This window comes from Rhodovastum atsumiense (assembly GCF_937425535.1).
GTDB classification, from domain to species: Bacteria; Pseudomonadota; Alphaproteobacteria; order Acetobacterales; family Acetobacteraceae; genus Rhodovastum; species Rhodovastum atsumiense.
The window spans coordinates 208,897-224,440 of the sequence record NZ_OW485601.1 but is presented as its reverse complement, the minus strand read 5'-3'; the positions used below and the strand labels follow the sequence as shown (position 1 = coordinate 224,440).

Annotated in this window: 12 protein-coding genes; 8 read left to right on the top strand and 4 right to left on the bottom strand. The window is 72.2% G+C overall.

Features of this window, described 5'->3' with window-relative positions:
- The first annotated feature begins 27 nt into the window (after positions 1-27).
- A complete protein-coding gene (locus NBY65_RS00905; RefSeq protein WP_239002797.1) occupies positions 28-2,394 on the top strand; it encodes a heavy metal translocating P-type ATPase in 2,367 nt (788 codons plus the stop codon).
- 101 nt (positions 2,395-2,495) lie between these two features.
- Here NBY65_RS00905 and NBY65_RS00900 read toward each other — a convergent pair whose 3' ends face one another.
- From NBY65_RS00900 to NBY65_RS00885, 4 genes are read right to left on the bottom strand one after another with little or no spacing between them, the layout of a single operon-like run.
- Positions 2,496-4,109: a dipeptide ABC transporter ATP-binding protein gene (locus tag NBY65_RS00900; RefSeq protein WP_250265610.1), complete on the bottom strand. Its 1,614-nt coding sequence runs from the start codon at positions 4,107-4,109 to the stop codon at positions 2,496-2,498.
- Positions 4,109-4,948, bottom strand: a complete 840-nt coding sequence (locus NBY65_RS00895; protein WP_150040990.1) for an ABC transporter permease — start codon at positions 4,946-4,948, stop codon at positions 4,109-4,111. Before NBY65_RS00895 ends, NBY65_RS00900 begins: the two co-directional genes overlap by 1 nt.
- Positions 4,949-4,954: 6 nt before the next feature.
- Positions 4,955-5,905, bottom strand: coding sequence for an ABC transporter permease (locus NBY65_RS00890; protein WP_150040989.1), 951 nt, complete (start codon positions 5,903-5,905; stop codon positions 4,955-4,957).
- 7 nt (positions 5,906-5,912) lie between these two features.
- The gene (locus NBY65_RS00885) at positions 5,913-7,475 is read right to left on the bottom strand and encodes an ABC transporter substrate-binding protein (protein ID WP_150040988.1); all 1,563 of its coding nucleotides are present in this window, start codon (positions 7,473-7,475) and stop codon (positions 5,913-5,915) included.
- A 202-nt stretch (positions 7,476-7,677) separates the two neighbouring features.
- On the opposite strand from NBY65_RS00885, the gene NBY65_RS00880 reads away from it, so the two are divergent.
- From NBY65_RS00880 to NBY65_RS00850, 7 genes are all read left to right on the top strand, one after another.
- Positions 7,678-8,793, top strand: coding sequence for an NAD(P)/FAD-dependent oxidoreductase (locus NBY65_RS00880; protein ID WP_150040987.1), 1,116 nt, complete (start codon positions 7,678-7,680; stop codon positions 8,791-8,793).
- Positions 8,774-9,067, top strand: a complete 294-nt coding sequence (locus NBY65_RS00875) for a (2Fe-2S)-binding protein (protein ID WP_150040986.1) — start codon at positions 8,774-8,776, stop codon at positions 9,065-9,067. The genes NBY65_RS00880 and NBY65_RS00875 overlap by 20 nt, the downstream gene beginning before the upstream one ends.
- A complete protein-coding gene (locus tag NBY65_RS00870; RefSeq protein WP_239002796.1) occupies positions 9,064-10,452 on the top strand; it encodes an FAD-dependent oxidoreductase in 1,389 nt (462 codons plus the stop codon). Before NBY65_RS00875 ends, NBY65_RS00870 begins: the two co-directional genes overlap by 4 nt.
- Positions 10,449-11,561, top strand: coding sequence for an NAD(P)/FAD-dependent oxidoreductase (locus NBY65_RS00865; RefSeq protein ID WP_150040984.1), 1,113 nt, complete (start codon positions 10,449-10,451; stop codon positions 11,559-11,561). Before NBY65_RS00870 ends, NBY65_RS00865 begins: the two co-directional genes overlap by 4 nt.
- 203 nt (positions 11,562-11,764) lie before the next feature.
- Positions 11,765-12,565, top strand: coding sequence for a class I SAM-dependent methyltransferase (locus NBY65_RS00860; protein ID WP_150040983.1), 801 nt, complete (start codon positions 11,765-11,767; stop codon positions 12,563-12,565).
- Positions 12,566-12,910: 345 nt separating this feature from the next.
- Positions 12,911-14,173, top strand: coding sequence for a radical SAM protein (locus NBY65_RS00855; protein ID WP_150040982.1), 1,263 nt, complete (start codon positions 12,911-12,913; stop codon positions 14,171-14,173).
- Positions 14,174-14,227: 54 nt separating this feature from the next.
- Positions 14,228-15,532: a 2-hydroxyacyl-CoA dehydratase family protein gene (locus tag NBY65_RS00850; RefSeq protein ID WP_150040981.1), complete on the top strand. Its 1,305-nt coding sequence runs from the start codon at positions 14,228-14,230 to the stop codon at positions 15,530-15,532.
- Positions 15,533-15,544 lie beyond the last annotated feature (12 nt).

Below are 15,544 nucleotides of genomic sequence, written 5' to 3'. Positions count from 1 at the left end.
CCCTGGGGAGCCTGCAGGAGCCTCCCCATGCCCGACCATTCCCCCACGCCTGTTGCCCCGGATGCCGCCGGAACCCGCCTGTCCTGGCGGGTGGAGGGCATGGATTGCGCCTCCTGCGTCGCCAAGCTGGAGCGGGCGGTGGAACGCCTGCCCGGTGTCGGCACGGTCCAGGTCAATCTGATGGCCGAGCGGCTGACCATCACTGGCGCGTCTGCCGCGCTCGTGCCGGAGGCGGTGGAGCGGCAGGTCACGGCCCTTGGTTTCCACCCGACGCGGCTGCTGGCTGCCCCGGTCACGGTGCCGGGGATCGCCGGCGAGGAGGGCGCCTGTCGTCCGGACTGTGGCTGCGGGCACGATCACGGCCATCGTCACGATCATGCCCACCATCATCACGATCACGACCATCACGGCCACGCTCACCGCGACGCCGCTGCTGTGCATACGCATGCGCATGCTGCCGCGGCGGGCGAGGCCATGCCGGCCATGGACGCGCCTTGGTGGCGCAGCGGCAAGGCCGGGCTGGTTGCGGTGCTTGGCGGGCTCATCGCCGTGGCCTGGGGCCTGGCGCAGGTATTTCCTGACGCGGCGTACTGGGTCTACCTGGTCGCAACCCTGGTCGCCCTGTTTCCCTTCGGCCGGCGTGCGCTGCGCCTGGCGCGCGCCGGCAGCCCGTTCTCCATCGAGATGCTGATGAGCCTGGCGGCGCTCGGTGCCGTGGCGATCGGCGCGGCCGGGGAGGCGGCGGTGGTCGTGCTGCTGTTTGCCCTGGGCGAGTTGCTGGAAAGCGTCGCCGCCGGCCGGGCCCGCGCCGGCATCCGTGCCCTTGGCGCCCTGATCCCCCGCACCGCCCGGCGCGAGACCCTCGACGGCGGCATTGCCGAGGTCCCGGCCGCATCGCTGCGCGTCGGCGACGTGGTGCAGGTGCGTCCGGGCGACCGGCTGCCCTGTGACGGCGAGATCCTCGAAGGTCGGTCCGCGCTCGATGAAAGTCCGGTCACCGGCGAGAGCGTGCCGGTCGCGCGTGGCCCCGGCGACCCGGTCATTGCCGGTTCGATCAACGCCGAGGGCGTGCTGCGCGTGCGCGTTACCCGTGCCGCTGCCGACAACACGGTGGCGCGCATCATCCGGCTGGTGGAGGAAGCGGCCGCGGCGCGGGCGCCGACGCAGCGCTTCATCGAGCGGTTCGCCCGCATCTGGACGCCGGCGGCGCTGGGCGCGAGCCTGCTGGTGATGCTGGTGCCGCCCTTGCTGCTGGACGGTGACTGGTGGGGCTGGGCCTATCGTGGCCTGGCCCTGCTGTTGATCGCCTGTCCGTGTGCCCTGGTGATCTCGGTGCCGGCCGCGCTGGCGTCCGGCCTGTCCGCCGGGGCGCGGCGCGGGTTGCTGGTCAAGGGGGGCGCGGCGCTGGAGACGATCGGGGCGGCGCGCCACGTGGCCTTCGACAAGACCGGAACCCTGACCGCCGGCACGCCGCGCGTGACCGAGGTGGTGCCGCTGCAGCCGGGGGTGGACGCGGCGGGGGTACTGGCCTTTGCCGCCGCGGCCGAGGCCGGCTCGTCCCATCCGCTGGCGCGTGCCATCACTGCCGCCGCGTCCGGGCAGCACCTGGAGGTGCCGCCGGCCACGCAGGCCCGTGCCGTGCCGGGGCTGGCGGTCGAGGCCCTGGTGGCGGGGCGGCGAATTCTCGTCGGCAGCCCGCGTGCGGCGGCGGAGGCCGGCGCCGGGCTGGATGCGGTGGCACCGCGTATCGCGGCGCTGCAGGAAGCGGGCAACACGGTGGCGGTGGTGCTTGCCGACGGGGCTCCGTTCGGCCTGGTGGCGATGCGTGACGAGCCGCGCGCGGACGCCGCCTCGGGCGTTGCCGCGCTGCAGGCGCTGGGCGTCGGCGCGCTGATGCTGACCGGCGACAATTCCCGCACTGGCCAGGCGATCGCGGCAAGGCTCGGCCTTGCGGTGCGGGCCGAATTGCTGCCGGGTGACAAGCTGCGGGAGATCGCGGCGCTGCGGGCCGAGGGCGTGGTGGTGATGGTGGGCGATGGCATCAACGACGCCCCGGCGCTGGCGGCTGCCTCGGTGGGGGTGGCGATGGGCGGCGGCACCGATGTCGCGTTGGAAACCGCGGATGCGGCCTTGCTGCGCGAGCGGGTGGTGGGGGTGGCGGAGCTGGTGGCGCTGTCGCGTGCGACGCTGGCCACGATCCGGCAGAACGTCGCCCTGGCGCTCGGGCTGAAGGCGGCCTTCCTGGTCACCACCGTAGCCGGGATCACCGGCTTGTGGCCGGCCATCCTCGCCGATACCGGCGCCACGGTACTGGTGACGCTGAACGCGCTGCGGTTGCTGCGGTGGCGGCCGTCGCTGCCGCACCAGCCGCGTCCCGTCACCGTTCCGGCGTGATGCTGCGCGGCACAGGAAAATAACGGGTTCCAAGGGCGAAGCCCTTGGTGGGTCAAGGGCAAAGCCCTTGTGGGGTGCGGGGCAAAGCCCCGCCAAAGGGCTTATCCGCCGGCGACGGATGCGCGCCAGCCCTGCCCCGGCACGGCGGCCAGCAGCTCGCGGGTCGCCTCCTCGCGGGGGGCGGCGAACACCGCCTCGGTCGGGCCGGTCTCGATCAGATGTCCGGCCCGCATCACGCCGACGAAGTGGCTGACCTGCCGGACCATTGCCAGGTCGTGGGAAATCAGCAGGTAGGTCAGCCCGAGCCGCTGCTGCAGGTCGCGCAGCAGCGCCAGGATCTGCGCCTGCACCGAGACGTCGAGCGCCGAGACCGGTTCGTCGAGCACCAGCAGGTCCGGTTGCGGCGCCAGCGCGCGGGCGATGGCCACGCGCTGGCGCTGCCCGCCGGACAGTTCGCCCGGGCGCCGGTCGAGCAACCCGGTGCCGAGCCCGACCTGTTCCAGCAACCCGGCGGCGCGCCGGCGCCGGTCCTGGCCAGTGGCGAGGCCGAAGGCGGCCAGCGGCTCGGCGACGATGTCGGCGATGCTGAAGCGAGGGTCGAGCGAGGTGTAGGGGTTCTGGTAGACCAGTTGCAGGCGCCGGCGCAGTTGCCGCAGGGCGGTGCCGCGCAGCGCGGTGATGTCGGCGCCGTCGAAGCGGATTTCGCCGCCGCTCGCCGGTTCGAAGCGGGTGACGATGCGCGCGGTGGTGGTCTTGCCGGATCCGGAGCCGCCGACCAGGGCGAAGGTGCTGCCGCGCGGGATGGCGAAGGAGACATCCTGGACCGCCGCGATGGCACGGTCGCGCCCGAGCGGAAAGCGCTTGCACAGATGCGCCACCTCCAGCAGCGGCGGCGCCTCCGCCGGAGGAGGGGGCGGGGACAGCGGCGCGAAGGCCGGTGCCGCCGCCAGCAGGTCGCGCGTGTACGCATGCGCCGGTGCCCGCAGCAGGGCGGCGGTGTCGCCGGTCTCCACCACGCCGCCCTGGCGCATGATCACCAGCCGGTTGGCCCGGTCGGCGGCGACGCCAAGGTCGTGGGTGATCAGCAGCACCGCGCTGCCGGCCCGCCGGGTCAGCCGGGCGAGCAGGTCCAGTACCCGCCGCTGCACCGTGGTGTCGAGCGCGCTGGTCGGCTCGTCGGCGATCACCAGGCGCGGCTGGCAGGCCAGCGCGATGCCGATCAGCACGCGCTGGCGCATGCCCCCGGACAGCTCGTGCGGATATTGCCGCGCCCGCAGCGCCGGCTCGTCGAGGCCGACCTCGGCCAGGATTTCCTCGGCGCGCAGCCAGGCGGTGCGGCGGTCGGCCTGGCCGTGCAGGTGCAGCACCTCGGCGATCTGCGCGCCGACCCGCTGCACCGGATTGAGCGCGACGCCGGGATCCTGCGGCACCAGGCCGATGCCGGCCCCGCGGATGCGGCCGAGGCGCCGTTCGGACAGGCGCAGCAGATCCGTGCCCGCGAAGCGGATGCCGCCGCCGGTCACCCTGCCGCCCGGCGGCAACAGGCCGAGCACGGCATGGGCGAGGCTCGATTTGCCGGAGCCGGATTCGCCGACGACCGCCACCACCTCGCCCGCGCGCACCCGCAGGTCCACCCCGCGCACCGCCGGCACCGGCCGGCGGCCGGCATAGGTGACGTGCAGTCCCTGGATTTCCAGCACCGGATCCGTCGCCATCAGTGCAGTCCCGCGCGGCCGGCATCGAGGGCGCGGCCGAGCTGGTTGACCGCCAGCACCACCGCCACCACCACCAGCCCGGGCAGCACCGTCAGCCACCAGGCAGTGGCCATGTAGTTGCGGCCTTCCGCCACCAGCGAGCCCCATTCCGGCGCCGGCGGCGGCGCGCCGAAGCCCAGGAAGCTCAGCGAGGACACCATCAGGATCGCCGCCCCCACCTCCAGCCCGGCGAGCGCCAGCACCGGTCCCGCGGCATTGGGCAGCACGTGGCGCAGCAGCGTCGCCAGCCAGCCGACGCCGCAACCGGCGGCGGCCTCGACATAGGGGCAGGCGCGCACCCGCAACACCTCGGCGCGCATCACCCGGGCGAAGGCGGCGATGGTGGTGACGCCGACGGCGATGGCGACGTTGACGGTGCCGAAGCCCAGCACGGTGACGATGGTCAGCGACAGCAGCAGGCCGGGCACCGCCAGCAGCACGTCGATCAGCCGCATCAGCGCCGCTTCCACCCGTCCGCCGGCGAAGCCCGCCACCAGCCCGATGGCGCTGCCGGCGCTGAAGCCCAGCGCCACCGCGATCACCGTCGCCTTCAGCGACAGCGCCGCGCCGTGCACCACGCGGGTGTAGAGATCGCGCCCGAGATAGTCGGTGCCGAACCAGTGCCCGGAGGAGGGGGGACGCAGCCGCAGCGCCGTGCGGGTCTGGAACGGGCTGCCGGCGGCGAAGGCGTCGGGGAAGAACGCCCAGCCGAGCGCCAGCAGCACCACGATCGCGGCCGGCAGCAGCGCGGCGGCGCGCAGCCAGGGGGCGAGGCGGGATGAGAGCAGGGGGGGAACCATGCCGCGTCAGCCCGGCTGGCGCCCGCCGCGCAGCAACCGCGGATCGATCAGCGGGCAGAGCAGGTCGACGACGAGGTTGGCGGCGACGAACACCACGGTGGACAGCACCACCAGCCCCTGCACCAGGGGGATGTCGCGGGTCTTCACGGCGAATTCGGTCAGGCGGCCGATGCCGGTGCGGGAGAACACCGTCTCCGTCACCACAGAGCCGCCGAGCAGGTGGCCGACGGACAGGCCGAACAGGGTCAGTGCCGGGATCAGCGCGTTGCGGAAGGCATGGCGCAGATGCACGCGCGGCCGGGACGCCCCCTTGGCGAGGGCGGTGGCGATATAGGCCTGCGCCCAGGTGGCCTGCAGGCTTTTCGCCAGGACCTGGGCCACGCCGGCGGCGGTGGGGATCGCCAGCGTCACCGCCGGCAGCACCAGCGAGGCGGCGCCGGCATTGCCCATGGCCGGGAAGAGATGCCAGCGGAACGAGAGCAGTTGCAGCAGCACCAGCCCGACCCAGAAGGCCGGCACGCTGACGCCGAGCCCGGGCAGGGCCAGCAGCAGCTCGCGCAGCCAGCGCTGCCGGGTCCAGGTGGCCAGCAGCGCCAGGCCGATGCCTCCGGTCAGCGCCAGTCCCAGCGCCAGCCCCGCCAGCGCCAGCGTGTGCGGCAGCGCCGCGGCGATCGCCGTGGTGACCGGCTGGCCAAGCTGGATCGAGGTGCCGAACTCCCCGTGCAGGGCGCGCCACAGGCTGTGCAGGTACTGCAGCGGCACCGGCTGGTCGAAGCCGTGCTCGGCGCGCAACAGCGCCACCTGGGCCGGGTTGGCCAGCAACCCGTCGCCGCGCATGTCGAGCATGATGGCGATCGGATCCTCCGGCATCACATACAGGATCACGAAGGTCACGGTGAACGCCGCCCAGGCCACGAACACGGCCTGCCCGAGGCGCCCGGCCAGGTAGCGCAGCATGGCCGCCTCAGTCGGTGAAGCGGGCGTCGTGGAACACCGGCCAGCGCGGCGTGGACAGCCACAGCCCTTCCAGCCCCGGCACGGTGGCGAGGATGGTGCTGCTCTCGCGCAGCGGAATCCCGTAGCCCTCGTCGAGGATCTTCTCCTGGATCCGCCGCACCAGCGCGGTGCGCGCGGCGGGGTCGATGGCCAGGCTCTGCTGGTCGAGCAGGGCATCGAGTTCCGGGCGCGGGGCGGTGATGCCGGCGGCGTAGCGGCTGGAGAAGGTGGAGAGCAGCACGTCCGGATCGGGGCGCGTCAGGTCGGCCATGCGCAGGTCGAAGCGGCCGGCGCGGATGATGCCGCCGATCTCGGCGTCGGTGCGCAGCCCGAGCCGCAGCTCGACGCCGATGCGGGCAAGCTGCTCCTTCACCAGTTCAAGGTCGGGGGTGAAGCCCGGGAAGCTCCAGATCACCTCAAGGCTGAGGCGCTGGCCGTCGCGGCGGCGGATGCCGTCCGGGCCTGGCGTCCAGCCGGCCGCATCGAGCAGCCGGCGGGCCTCGTCCGGCCGATAGGCGAGTTTGTCGCTGAGATCGACATAGCCGGGCACGGTGCTGGACAGCACGCTGGTGGCCGCGTGGTCATAGCTGGTGTAGAGCGCCGAGAGCAGTTCCTGGCGGTCGATGCCGATCACCAGCGCCCGCCGCACCCGCGCATCGGTGAGCAGCGGGCGGCTGACATTGGGATAGAGCGTCACGCCGACGCCGCCGGCGGTGCGGGCGATGATGCGCCCGCCGGCGGCCTCGATCTGGGGGATGGCGTCGGTCGGCACCTCGTCGATGGCGCCGACCTGGCCGCTGACCAGGCTGCCGACGCGCACGCTGGCTTCCGGCACCGTCAGGAAGGTGATGCGGTCGAGCCAGGCGGGACCGGCATGGCCGGCATTCGGCGAGGCCCAGGCATAGTCGGGGCGCCGCGCCAGTTCGATGCGGTCGTTCTGCACCACCCGTGTGATGACGAAGGGGCCGGTGCCGATCAGGGCGCCGGCGCAGCGCGCCTCGGCGGTCTTCGCCAGCGTCTCCGGCGCCAGCGGCGCCATGGTCTTTTCCGACAGCGACTGCAGGAACCCCGCCTTCGGCTGCGCCAGCCGGATCGACACGGTGGCGGGGTCGATCACCGTGCTGCCCTGGTAGCCCGCGAGATAGCCGGCCGCCTGGCTGGCGCGGCCCTCGCGGCCGAGCCGGGCCAGCGTGTCCAGATTGGCCTGGACGGCGGCGGCGTCGAGCTTCTCGCCGTTGCTGAAGGTGACGTCGCGGCGCAGCGTCAGCACCAGCTCGCGGCCGCCGTCGCGCCACTCCCAGGCGGTGGCCAGCCACGGCAGGATGGCGCCGGTCGTGCGGTCCTGCTCGACCAGCGTGTCCAGGATCTGTCGCGTGGCGTTCTGCGCGCGGGCGCTCTGGGCGACATCGAGGCAGGGGGGAAAGGAGCTCTGGGCATAGACCAGCTGCCCGCCCGCGCGCGGGGCGGCGACGGCGGTGCCCGCCCCCAGCAGCGCCAGGGAGACAAGGGCGGCGGTCTTGATGGATGGCATCGGGTTCTCCGGCGGGCCGTGCGGTGACGGCTTGAATCACGGTGAATTCGTGATGTATGCGTTAATGCACGAAACACGATTGTGATCAAGGTCCCGGTACTACCGGTGAGTTAAGGATTTCCCCCAATGCCATTCGGCCTCGGTTGCCCGCCCTGCGGGGGCGACGGGCGGCGTCCCCGCGCCGGCCGGCGGACGTGACGCCATGTCCCGGGATTACGATGTCATTGTCGTCGGCGCCGGGCTGGTCGGCGCGGCGATCGGGCTGGGGCTGGCGCGGCTGGGCCGGCGCGTGGCGGTGCTCGACGGCGGCGACGGGGATTTCCGGGCCGCGCGCGGCAATGGCGGGCTGGTCTGGGTGCAGGGCAAGGGCGTGCGCCTGCCGGCCTATCGCCGGCTGACCGAGCGCAGCGCCGCCGCCTGGAGCGAATTCGCCCGTGAGCTGCAGGACCTCAGCGGCATCGACGTAGAGCTGGAGCAGCGCGGCGGGCTGGTGTTCTGCCTGGGCGAGGCCGGGCTGGCGGAGCGTCGCCGCCGGCTGACGCCGGAAGGTGGGGATGGCCCGGTGAATGCCGAGATCATCGACCGGGCGGCGCTGGCGGCGTTGCTGCCGCGGCTGCGGCTGGGGCCGGCAGTGGCCGGGGCGAGTTTCGGCCGGCACGACGGCGCGGTGCATACCTTGCGGCTGCTGCGCGCGCTGCATGTCGGGCTCGGGCGGCTGGGCGCGGAGCTCTCCACCGGCGACGCCGTCACCGCCGTGGCGGCGGAGGCGGGGGGATTCCGGGTGGAATCGGGGCGCGGCGTGCGCCGGGCCGGACGTGTGGTGATCGCCGCCGGGCTGGGCACGGCCCCGCTGGCGCAGGCGCTCGGGATCGAACTGGAGGTGCTGGCCGAGCGGGGGCAGATGCTGGTGGCCGGGCCGGTGGCGCCGCTGCTCGACCTGCCCGCGACCGGGGTGCGCCAGTTGCGCGACGGCACGCTGCAGTTCGGCACCAGCAACGAGCCGGTCGGGCGCGATGCCGCGGCGACGGTCGCCGCCGCGGCGCGGATCGCCCGCCGCGCGGTGGAGATTTCCCCCGATTTCGCCCGTGTCGGGCTGCGCCGCCACTGGGCCTGCCTGCGGGTGCTCAGCCGCGACGGCGCGCCCGTCTATGCCGAATCACCGACCTGCCCGGGCGCCTTCGTCGCGATCTGCCATTCCGGCGTGACGCTGGCGGCGGCGCATGCCGGCGAGCTGGCCACGGCGCTGGCGGCCGGGGCGCTGCCGGCGGTCTTTTCTTCCTTCCATCACGGACGTTTCCATGTTTCGCACGCTGTCTGATCCTGCTTCCGCCACCGTGACGATCCTGATCGACGGCGTGCCCACCCCGGCCTTGCCCGGCGAGACGGTGGCGGCGGTGTTGCTGCGGCAAGCCGAGCCCTGGGCCCGCGCCGAGGCCGACGGGACACGGCGCGCGCCGTATTGCCTGGCCGGCGCGTGCTTCGAATGCCGCGCCCGGGTGGACGGGGCACCTTCGGTCCGCACCTGCCAGGTGACGGTGCGCGAGGGCATGCGGGTGGAACGCCAGTCGGGCCTGCCGGAGATCGGCCAGTGAGCCGCGTCGACCTGGTGATCGTCGGTGCCGGCCCGGCCGGGCTGGCGGCGGCGATCGAGGCGCGCGGGCTCGGCCTCGACACCCTGGTGATCGACGAGCAGCCGGCACCGGGCGGGCAGGTCTGGCGCGCCATCGAGCGCCGGGCCCGGGCCGGCGAGGCGGTCGCCCTGGGGGCCGCCTATGCCGCCGGTGCCGCCGTGGTGGCGCGCTTCCGTGCCAGCGGTGCCGCCTACCGGCCCGGGGCGCGGGTCTGGCAGATCGAATCGGGCGGGCGGGTGTTCGTTTCCGCCGAGGGGCGCAGCGAGGTGGTCGAGGCCGGCGCGGTGCTGCTGGCGACCGGCGCGCAGGAGCGTCCGGTGCCGTTCCCCGGCTGGCTGCTGCCGGGGGTGCTGACCGTCGGCGCCGCACAGATCCTGCTGAAGACCTCGTGGCAGGTGCCGGAGGGGCCGGTCTGGATCGCCGGCTCCGGCCCGCTGGTGGCGCTGTACGCGGTGCAGGTGCTGCGCGCCGGCGGCCACCTGGCCGGTATCCTCGACACCACGCCGCCGGGGCTGCTGCGGCGCGCCGCCGGGCAGGCCGGCGCTGCGCTGCGCGGCGTGGCCGACCTGCTTGCCGGGCTGGGCTGGCTGGCGCGGCTGCGTCTCGCCGGGGTGCGCATCGTGCCGGGGGTGCGGGAATTCGCCGCCGAGGGCGACGACCGGCTGTGCGGGCTGCGTTACCGCACCGCCGCCGGAGGGGCGGTGCGGCGCGAGCCGGCCGCGGTGCTGCTGGTGCACGAGGGGGTGGTGCCCGCCATCCATCCGACGCTGCTGCTGGGCTGCGACCATGACTGGGACGCGGCGCAGGGCAGTTTCCGACCGCGCCTGGGGGCGTTGGGCGAGACGTCGCGGCCGGGGATCTTCGTGGCGGGCGATCTCGGTGGGATCGGGGGCGCCACGGCGGCGCTGGCGCGGGGACGGCTGGCGGCGATCGGCATCGCCGCGCGGGCCGGGCGGCTGGACGAGGCCGCTGCCCGGCGACGGGCGGCGCCGGTGCGGGCCGGGCTCGGACGGGCGCTCGCGGTGCGGCCGCTGCTGGATGCGCTGTATCCGCCGCCGGCGCGTCCGCTGGCCGATGACACCGTGGTCTGCCGCTGTGAGGGCCTGACCGCCGGGGCGATCCGGGCGGCGGCGCGGATCGGCCGGCCCGGTCCGAACCAGGTCAAGGCATTCACCCGCTGCGGCATGGGCCCGTGCCAGGGGCGGCAATGCGGGCTGACGCTGTCCGCGCTGCTGGCCGAGACCCAGGGGGCGACGATGGCGGAGATCGGCAGTTTCCGCGTCCGCCCGCCGCTGGCCCCGATCAGCCTGGACGAACTCGCGGCCCTGGCGGACATGGGCGAATGAGCGCCGTCACCGACGCCGTCGTCATCGGCGGTGGGTTGCATGGGCTGTCGGCGGCACTGCATCTGGCCCGGCGCGGCGTGCGGGTGACGCTGTTCGAGCGGGACCGGATCGGGCGGCATGCCTCCGGCGCCACCGCGGCGGGGGTGCGCATCCTCAATCGCGATCCGGCCGAGATTCCGCTCGCGCTGGTTTCCAACCGGCTGTGGCGCGACATCGGCGCGCTGGTAGGCGATGATTGCGGTTTCCACGCGCATGGCATGGTGCGGGTGGCCGAGCATCCGGCCGATCTGGCCCCGTTGCGCGAACGCGCCGCGCTGGTGCGGGGGCTCGGCTACGACCATGAGGAGATGATCGACGCCGCGGAGCTGTTCGGGCTGGTGCCGGCGCTGGCGCGGCATTGTGCCGGGGCGTTGATCTGCCGGCGTGACGGTGCGGCGGATCCGCATCGGACGCTGGCGGCGTTCCGGCGCGCCGCCGAGGCGGCGGGCGTGGTGATCCACGAAGGCGCCCCGGTCTCCCGCATCGTCCGGGAGGAGGGATGCTGGCGGATCGAGGCGGGGGCGCTCGCGGTCACGGCGCGATCGGTGGTCAATGCGGCCGGGGCCTGGGGCGGGCGGATCGGGGCGATGCTGGGCGAGGCGCTGCCGCTGCGGCCGAAGGCATTGATGATGATCGTCACGGAGAAGGTGGCGCCGTTCCTCGGCCCGGTGATGTCCATCTATGGCCGGAAGCTGTCCTTCAAGCAGACCGATCGCGGCACCTTGCTGCTCGGGGGCGGCCATGAGGGGGTGCCTGACCTGGAAACCGGCCGCAGCGAGGTGCGGGCAGCGGTGGTGGCGCGTGGCGCGAAGGCGGCGACCGACCTGTTCCCGGCGATCGGGCCGTTGCGGGTGGCGCGGATCTGGGCGGGCATCGAGGCGGCGACCGCCGATGCTTTGCCGATCATCGAGCGTTCGCCCCGTCTGCCGGATGTGGTTCATGCCGTGGGCTTCACCGGCCATGGCTTCCAGCTGGTTCCCGTGGTCGGTGGGATCGTGGCTGATCTGGTGATCGACGGCGGCACGGCGCTGCCGATCGCCCCTTTCGCCGCCGCTCGCTTCGCCGCATAGGAAAAAGAATAGGATCCAAGGGCCTTTGGCCCTTGGTGGAGGTCCAGGAGGCAAAGCCTCCTGGTCGGGTTTGGGGCAAAGCCCCAACGGGCGTTCCTGCAACGTTATTTTATTGTATATCGCGTAAAATAACGACAGACTAAAGTTGTTTTTGCCCCCGCCGGGATGGCGGAGCGCCGCCCGGCTTCCTCCGGAGACCCTCCATGCCCGATGACATCCAGACCTTTCCTGGTCGCTTCCGTGGCCCGGCCAAATTCTACACCGGTGGTCGCCCGGATTATCCGCCGCGCCTGCTGGCCCGTGTCGCGACGCTGGTGGGCGGGCTGGAGCGGGGACGGGTGCTCGATCTCGGCACCGGTCCCGGCTTCCTGGCGCTCGGTTTCGCCCCCCATGCCGCCGAGGTGATCGGCATCGATCCCGAACCGGCGATGCTGGCGGAGGCCGAGCGCAACGCCGCCGCTGCCGGCCGGCGGATCGTGTGGCGTGCCGGCACCGCCGAGACGCTGGATCCGGCGCTGGCGCCGGTGCGGTTGGTGACGATCGGGCGGGCGTTCCACTGGATGGATCGCTCCGCCACGCTGGCCCGGCTGGACCTGGTAGTGGAAGCGGGCGGGGCCGTGGCGTTGTTCGATACGTTGCAGCCCAACCTGATCGCCAATGCCTGGCATGCCGCGTTCAATGCGGTTGTGGAGCGTTACGGTGCCGCCGATCCGGCGCGCGGCCATCTTGCCGCTGCCAGCGACCACGATGCCGTGCTGCTCGCCTCGGCCTTCCGCCATATCGAGCGCATCAGCGTGCTGGAGCAGCGCCACACGCCGGTCGAGCGGCTGGTGGACCGCGCCTATTCCTTCGCCAAGACCTGGGGCGGCCAACTGGACACGCCGCCGCAGGGATTGGCCGAGGACGTGCGCGCGGCGCTGCGTCCCTATGCCGTTGACGGCCATGTCAGTGAAATCCTCGAAGGCCATGCGACGCTTGCCTGGCGCCCGGACGAACTTGGCTGATCCGTTGCGTGGCCACGGCGCCCGGACCGACCGGGCGTCGTGGCCGCGCGATCTGCCATTGTACCAATTAACTAAGTAATTTTTTATTTACACACCAAATTACGCGAGTTAAGGTCCGTCGCATGACCGGTTCGATCAGCCGGACCGTCGTGCGCACCCGGTGCCGCCGGATCGGGTGCCGGCGGTCGCCTGCATTCCCAAAGGCATGTCGTTTCATGAAGCTCCTTGCTGGCATTGGGCCAACATTCAGGCAGCCCGGTGCCCTGCCGCGGCCCCCTGAGCGGAGCTGACGCCGCGCGTCGACCCTTTGCCGAGGTGCCATCCCTTTCCGGAGACATTCGGATCATGAACATCGCCACCGTGCCGCCCCTCGTGCCCGATCGTTCGCAGCGAACGCCAGACGATGCCGCACGGCGGGCCCTGCTGCAGGAATTGCAACTGAAGATCGCCCTTGCCGTCGAGGGCATCAGCTTCGTCCCCGAAGACCTGCGCCAGTTCCCGATCGGCACGGAATATGCCGAACAGATCCACCTGCTGTTCGACATGGACCGCCACCACCACGGCGACGTCGAACTGCCGGCGAATTTCTACCTGCCGCACGGCCTGTTCGCGCAGTTCCGCTGGGATCCCGAGTCCCGCTTTCAACTGCGCGCCGAGGACGGGAAGCCAGTGCTGTACCGCGATGGCGAGCGGCTGGTGGACATTGCCTTCTATCGCCGCCCGGACCTGCTGCGCCTGCACACCAGCGACGGCGAGAGCTTCGAGCACATCGCTGCCTTCACCCCGGAAGGCGGCATCCAGGTGTGCTACAGCAACGAGTGCGATCTCAAGCTCAGCGGCGACGACTGCAAGTACTGCAACATCAACTCGACGGCGGATGCCTACCGGCACGACCGGATCTTCCTCAAGACGCCGCAGCAGGTTGCCGAGGTCTACGCCGCGGCCCATGCCCGGGGGCTGGCCAACCACATCAACATCACCGGCGGTTTCATCCCCGAGCGCCGCGAGGTCGACTACTACCTCGACGTGGCCGACGAGATCCGCGCCCGTACCGGCGTCGCCGAGATCCACGGCACCGCGGTGATCGGCGCGCCGCTCGACCTGCGCGTGATCGAACGCTACCGCGAGGCCGGCTACACCACCATCGCCATGAACCTGGAAATCTGGAACCGCGACATCTTCCGCGCCATCTGTCCCGGCAAGGAAAAGCGCTGCGGCGGCTGGGAACACTGGGTGAAGGCGCTGGAGACCGCGGCGGAGGTGTTCGGCCGCGGCAATGTCCGTTCCAACATCGTCGCCGGCATCGAGCCGAAGGACTCCATCCTGCAGGGCGTCGAATATCTCGCCGCCCATGGGGTGCTTTGCTACGCGGGGGCCTGGTGCCCCAATCCGGGATCGGCCCTGGAAGGCCACCGCTCGCCGGAACCGGCCTGGCATTACGACCTGACGCTGAAGGCCGCCACCATCTTCCATCGCCACGGCTACAAGACGGCCCAGCTTTATGGCGGGCTGGGTGCCAGCACGCCCTTCCACGACGCCTTCCGCATCCTCGGTGGCGAGAACGAGGGCGATCACCTGCCGCAGTACCGGCACAGGCAAGTGTCCTGACCTGACGGCGCTTTCCCCGACCAGCTTGCCCCCGGGTTTCGCAGAGGTGTTCCCATGCCCGACACTGCCCCCGCCATCGAGCGCCAGCCGGCGCGGCTCGACCTGCTCGGCCTTGCCAGGATCGGCAGCGGTGCCGATACCGCCGCGCGCGCTACCAGTGAGGCACTGGAAAGCCAGGTCGCCTATCTCCGCCAGACCCGGCGCGACCATGGCTACTCGCCGGCGGTGGGGCGGCTGTTCGACCTGGTGCTGAGCTATATCGACGACGCCGAGGCGGCGGCCCGTGACGGGCAACGGGCCGCCTGGGTCGGGGCGATGGCCTGGGCGCCGATCTTCTACGCCTGCGACACCATCCCGATCTCGGTGCCCGAGGTCGGCCGCCTCGGCTCGAGCGATGCGATGACGGTGGCGGAGGATTTCTTCCAGCTACCAAAGGAATCGTGCTCGATGGTGGGCGCGGTGCTGGGCGAGCTGTTCCTGCGCATCAACCGCACCGTCCGGCGCATCGCCGTCTACAATGCCATCTGCGAGCCGCTGAATGTCGGCTGGGAATTGCTGCGTGCCCAGGGCTTCGATGTCTTCCGCGTCGAGGCGGCCAACCGGCCCAATGCCTTCGACACCCCCGAGCGGGTGGCGCTGATCGAGAATTTCCTGACCGAGGAACTGCACGCGCTCACCGTCTGGCTCAACGGGGAGCCGGTCGAGGATGCCCGCCTCACGGTCGAGATCCGGCGCTTCAACCGCGTGCTCGGCAAGATCCGCCGCATCCTGGACCTGCGGTCGCGCAACCCGCTCTATATCCGCAGCCTCGCCACGATGTACCTGCTGATGGGCAGCGGCCATTATTTCGGCAAGCCCGAGCAGTACGAGGCGGTGCTGGACGCGCTGACCGCCGAGCTGGAATCGGCCGACATCATCCCCTCGGCGCATCGCTCGCTGGTGCGGCTGGCCTGGTTCGGCGGCCGTGGCCAGGAATTCGGGGTCTACCAGACGATCGACGACATGGGCGGCGCGATCACCGCCTGGCACACGCCCGACGACTGGACCTACGACATCCCGGAAGACGTGCCGCCGCTGCAGGCAATGGCGCGCCACATCATCACCGGCCTTGTCTCGGGTTCACCGGTGCTGCGCCTGCAGCGCGTCGCCGACTCGCTGCCGGTGTTCGGTGCCACCGGCGTGCTGCTGTACGGCTATGTCGGCTGCTCCTTCGGCGGCATCCATCGGGAAATCCAGAGCACCTTCTTCCAGGAACGGGGCGTGCCGACCCTGTCGCTGGAGGGCTCGTTCCAGGTCGGCCCGCCGACCGGCCAGTTGCAGACCCGTATCCGCGCCTTCATCGAAATGCTGGCGCGCTGACCGCCCAGTCCA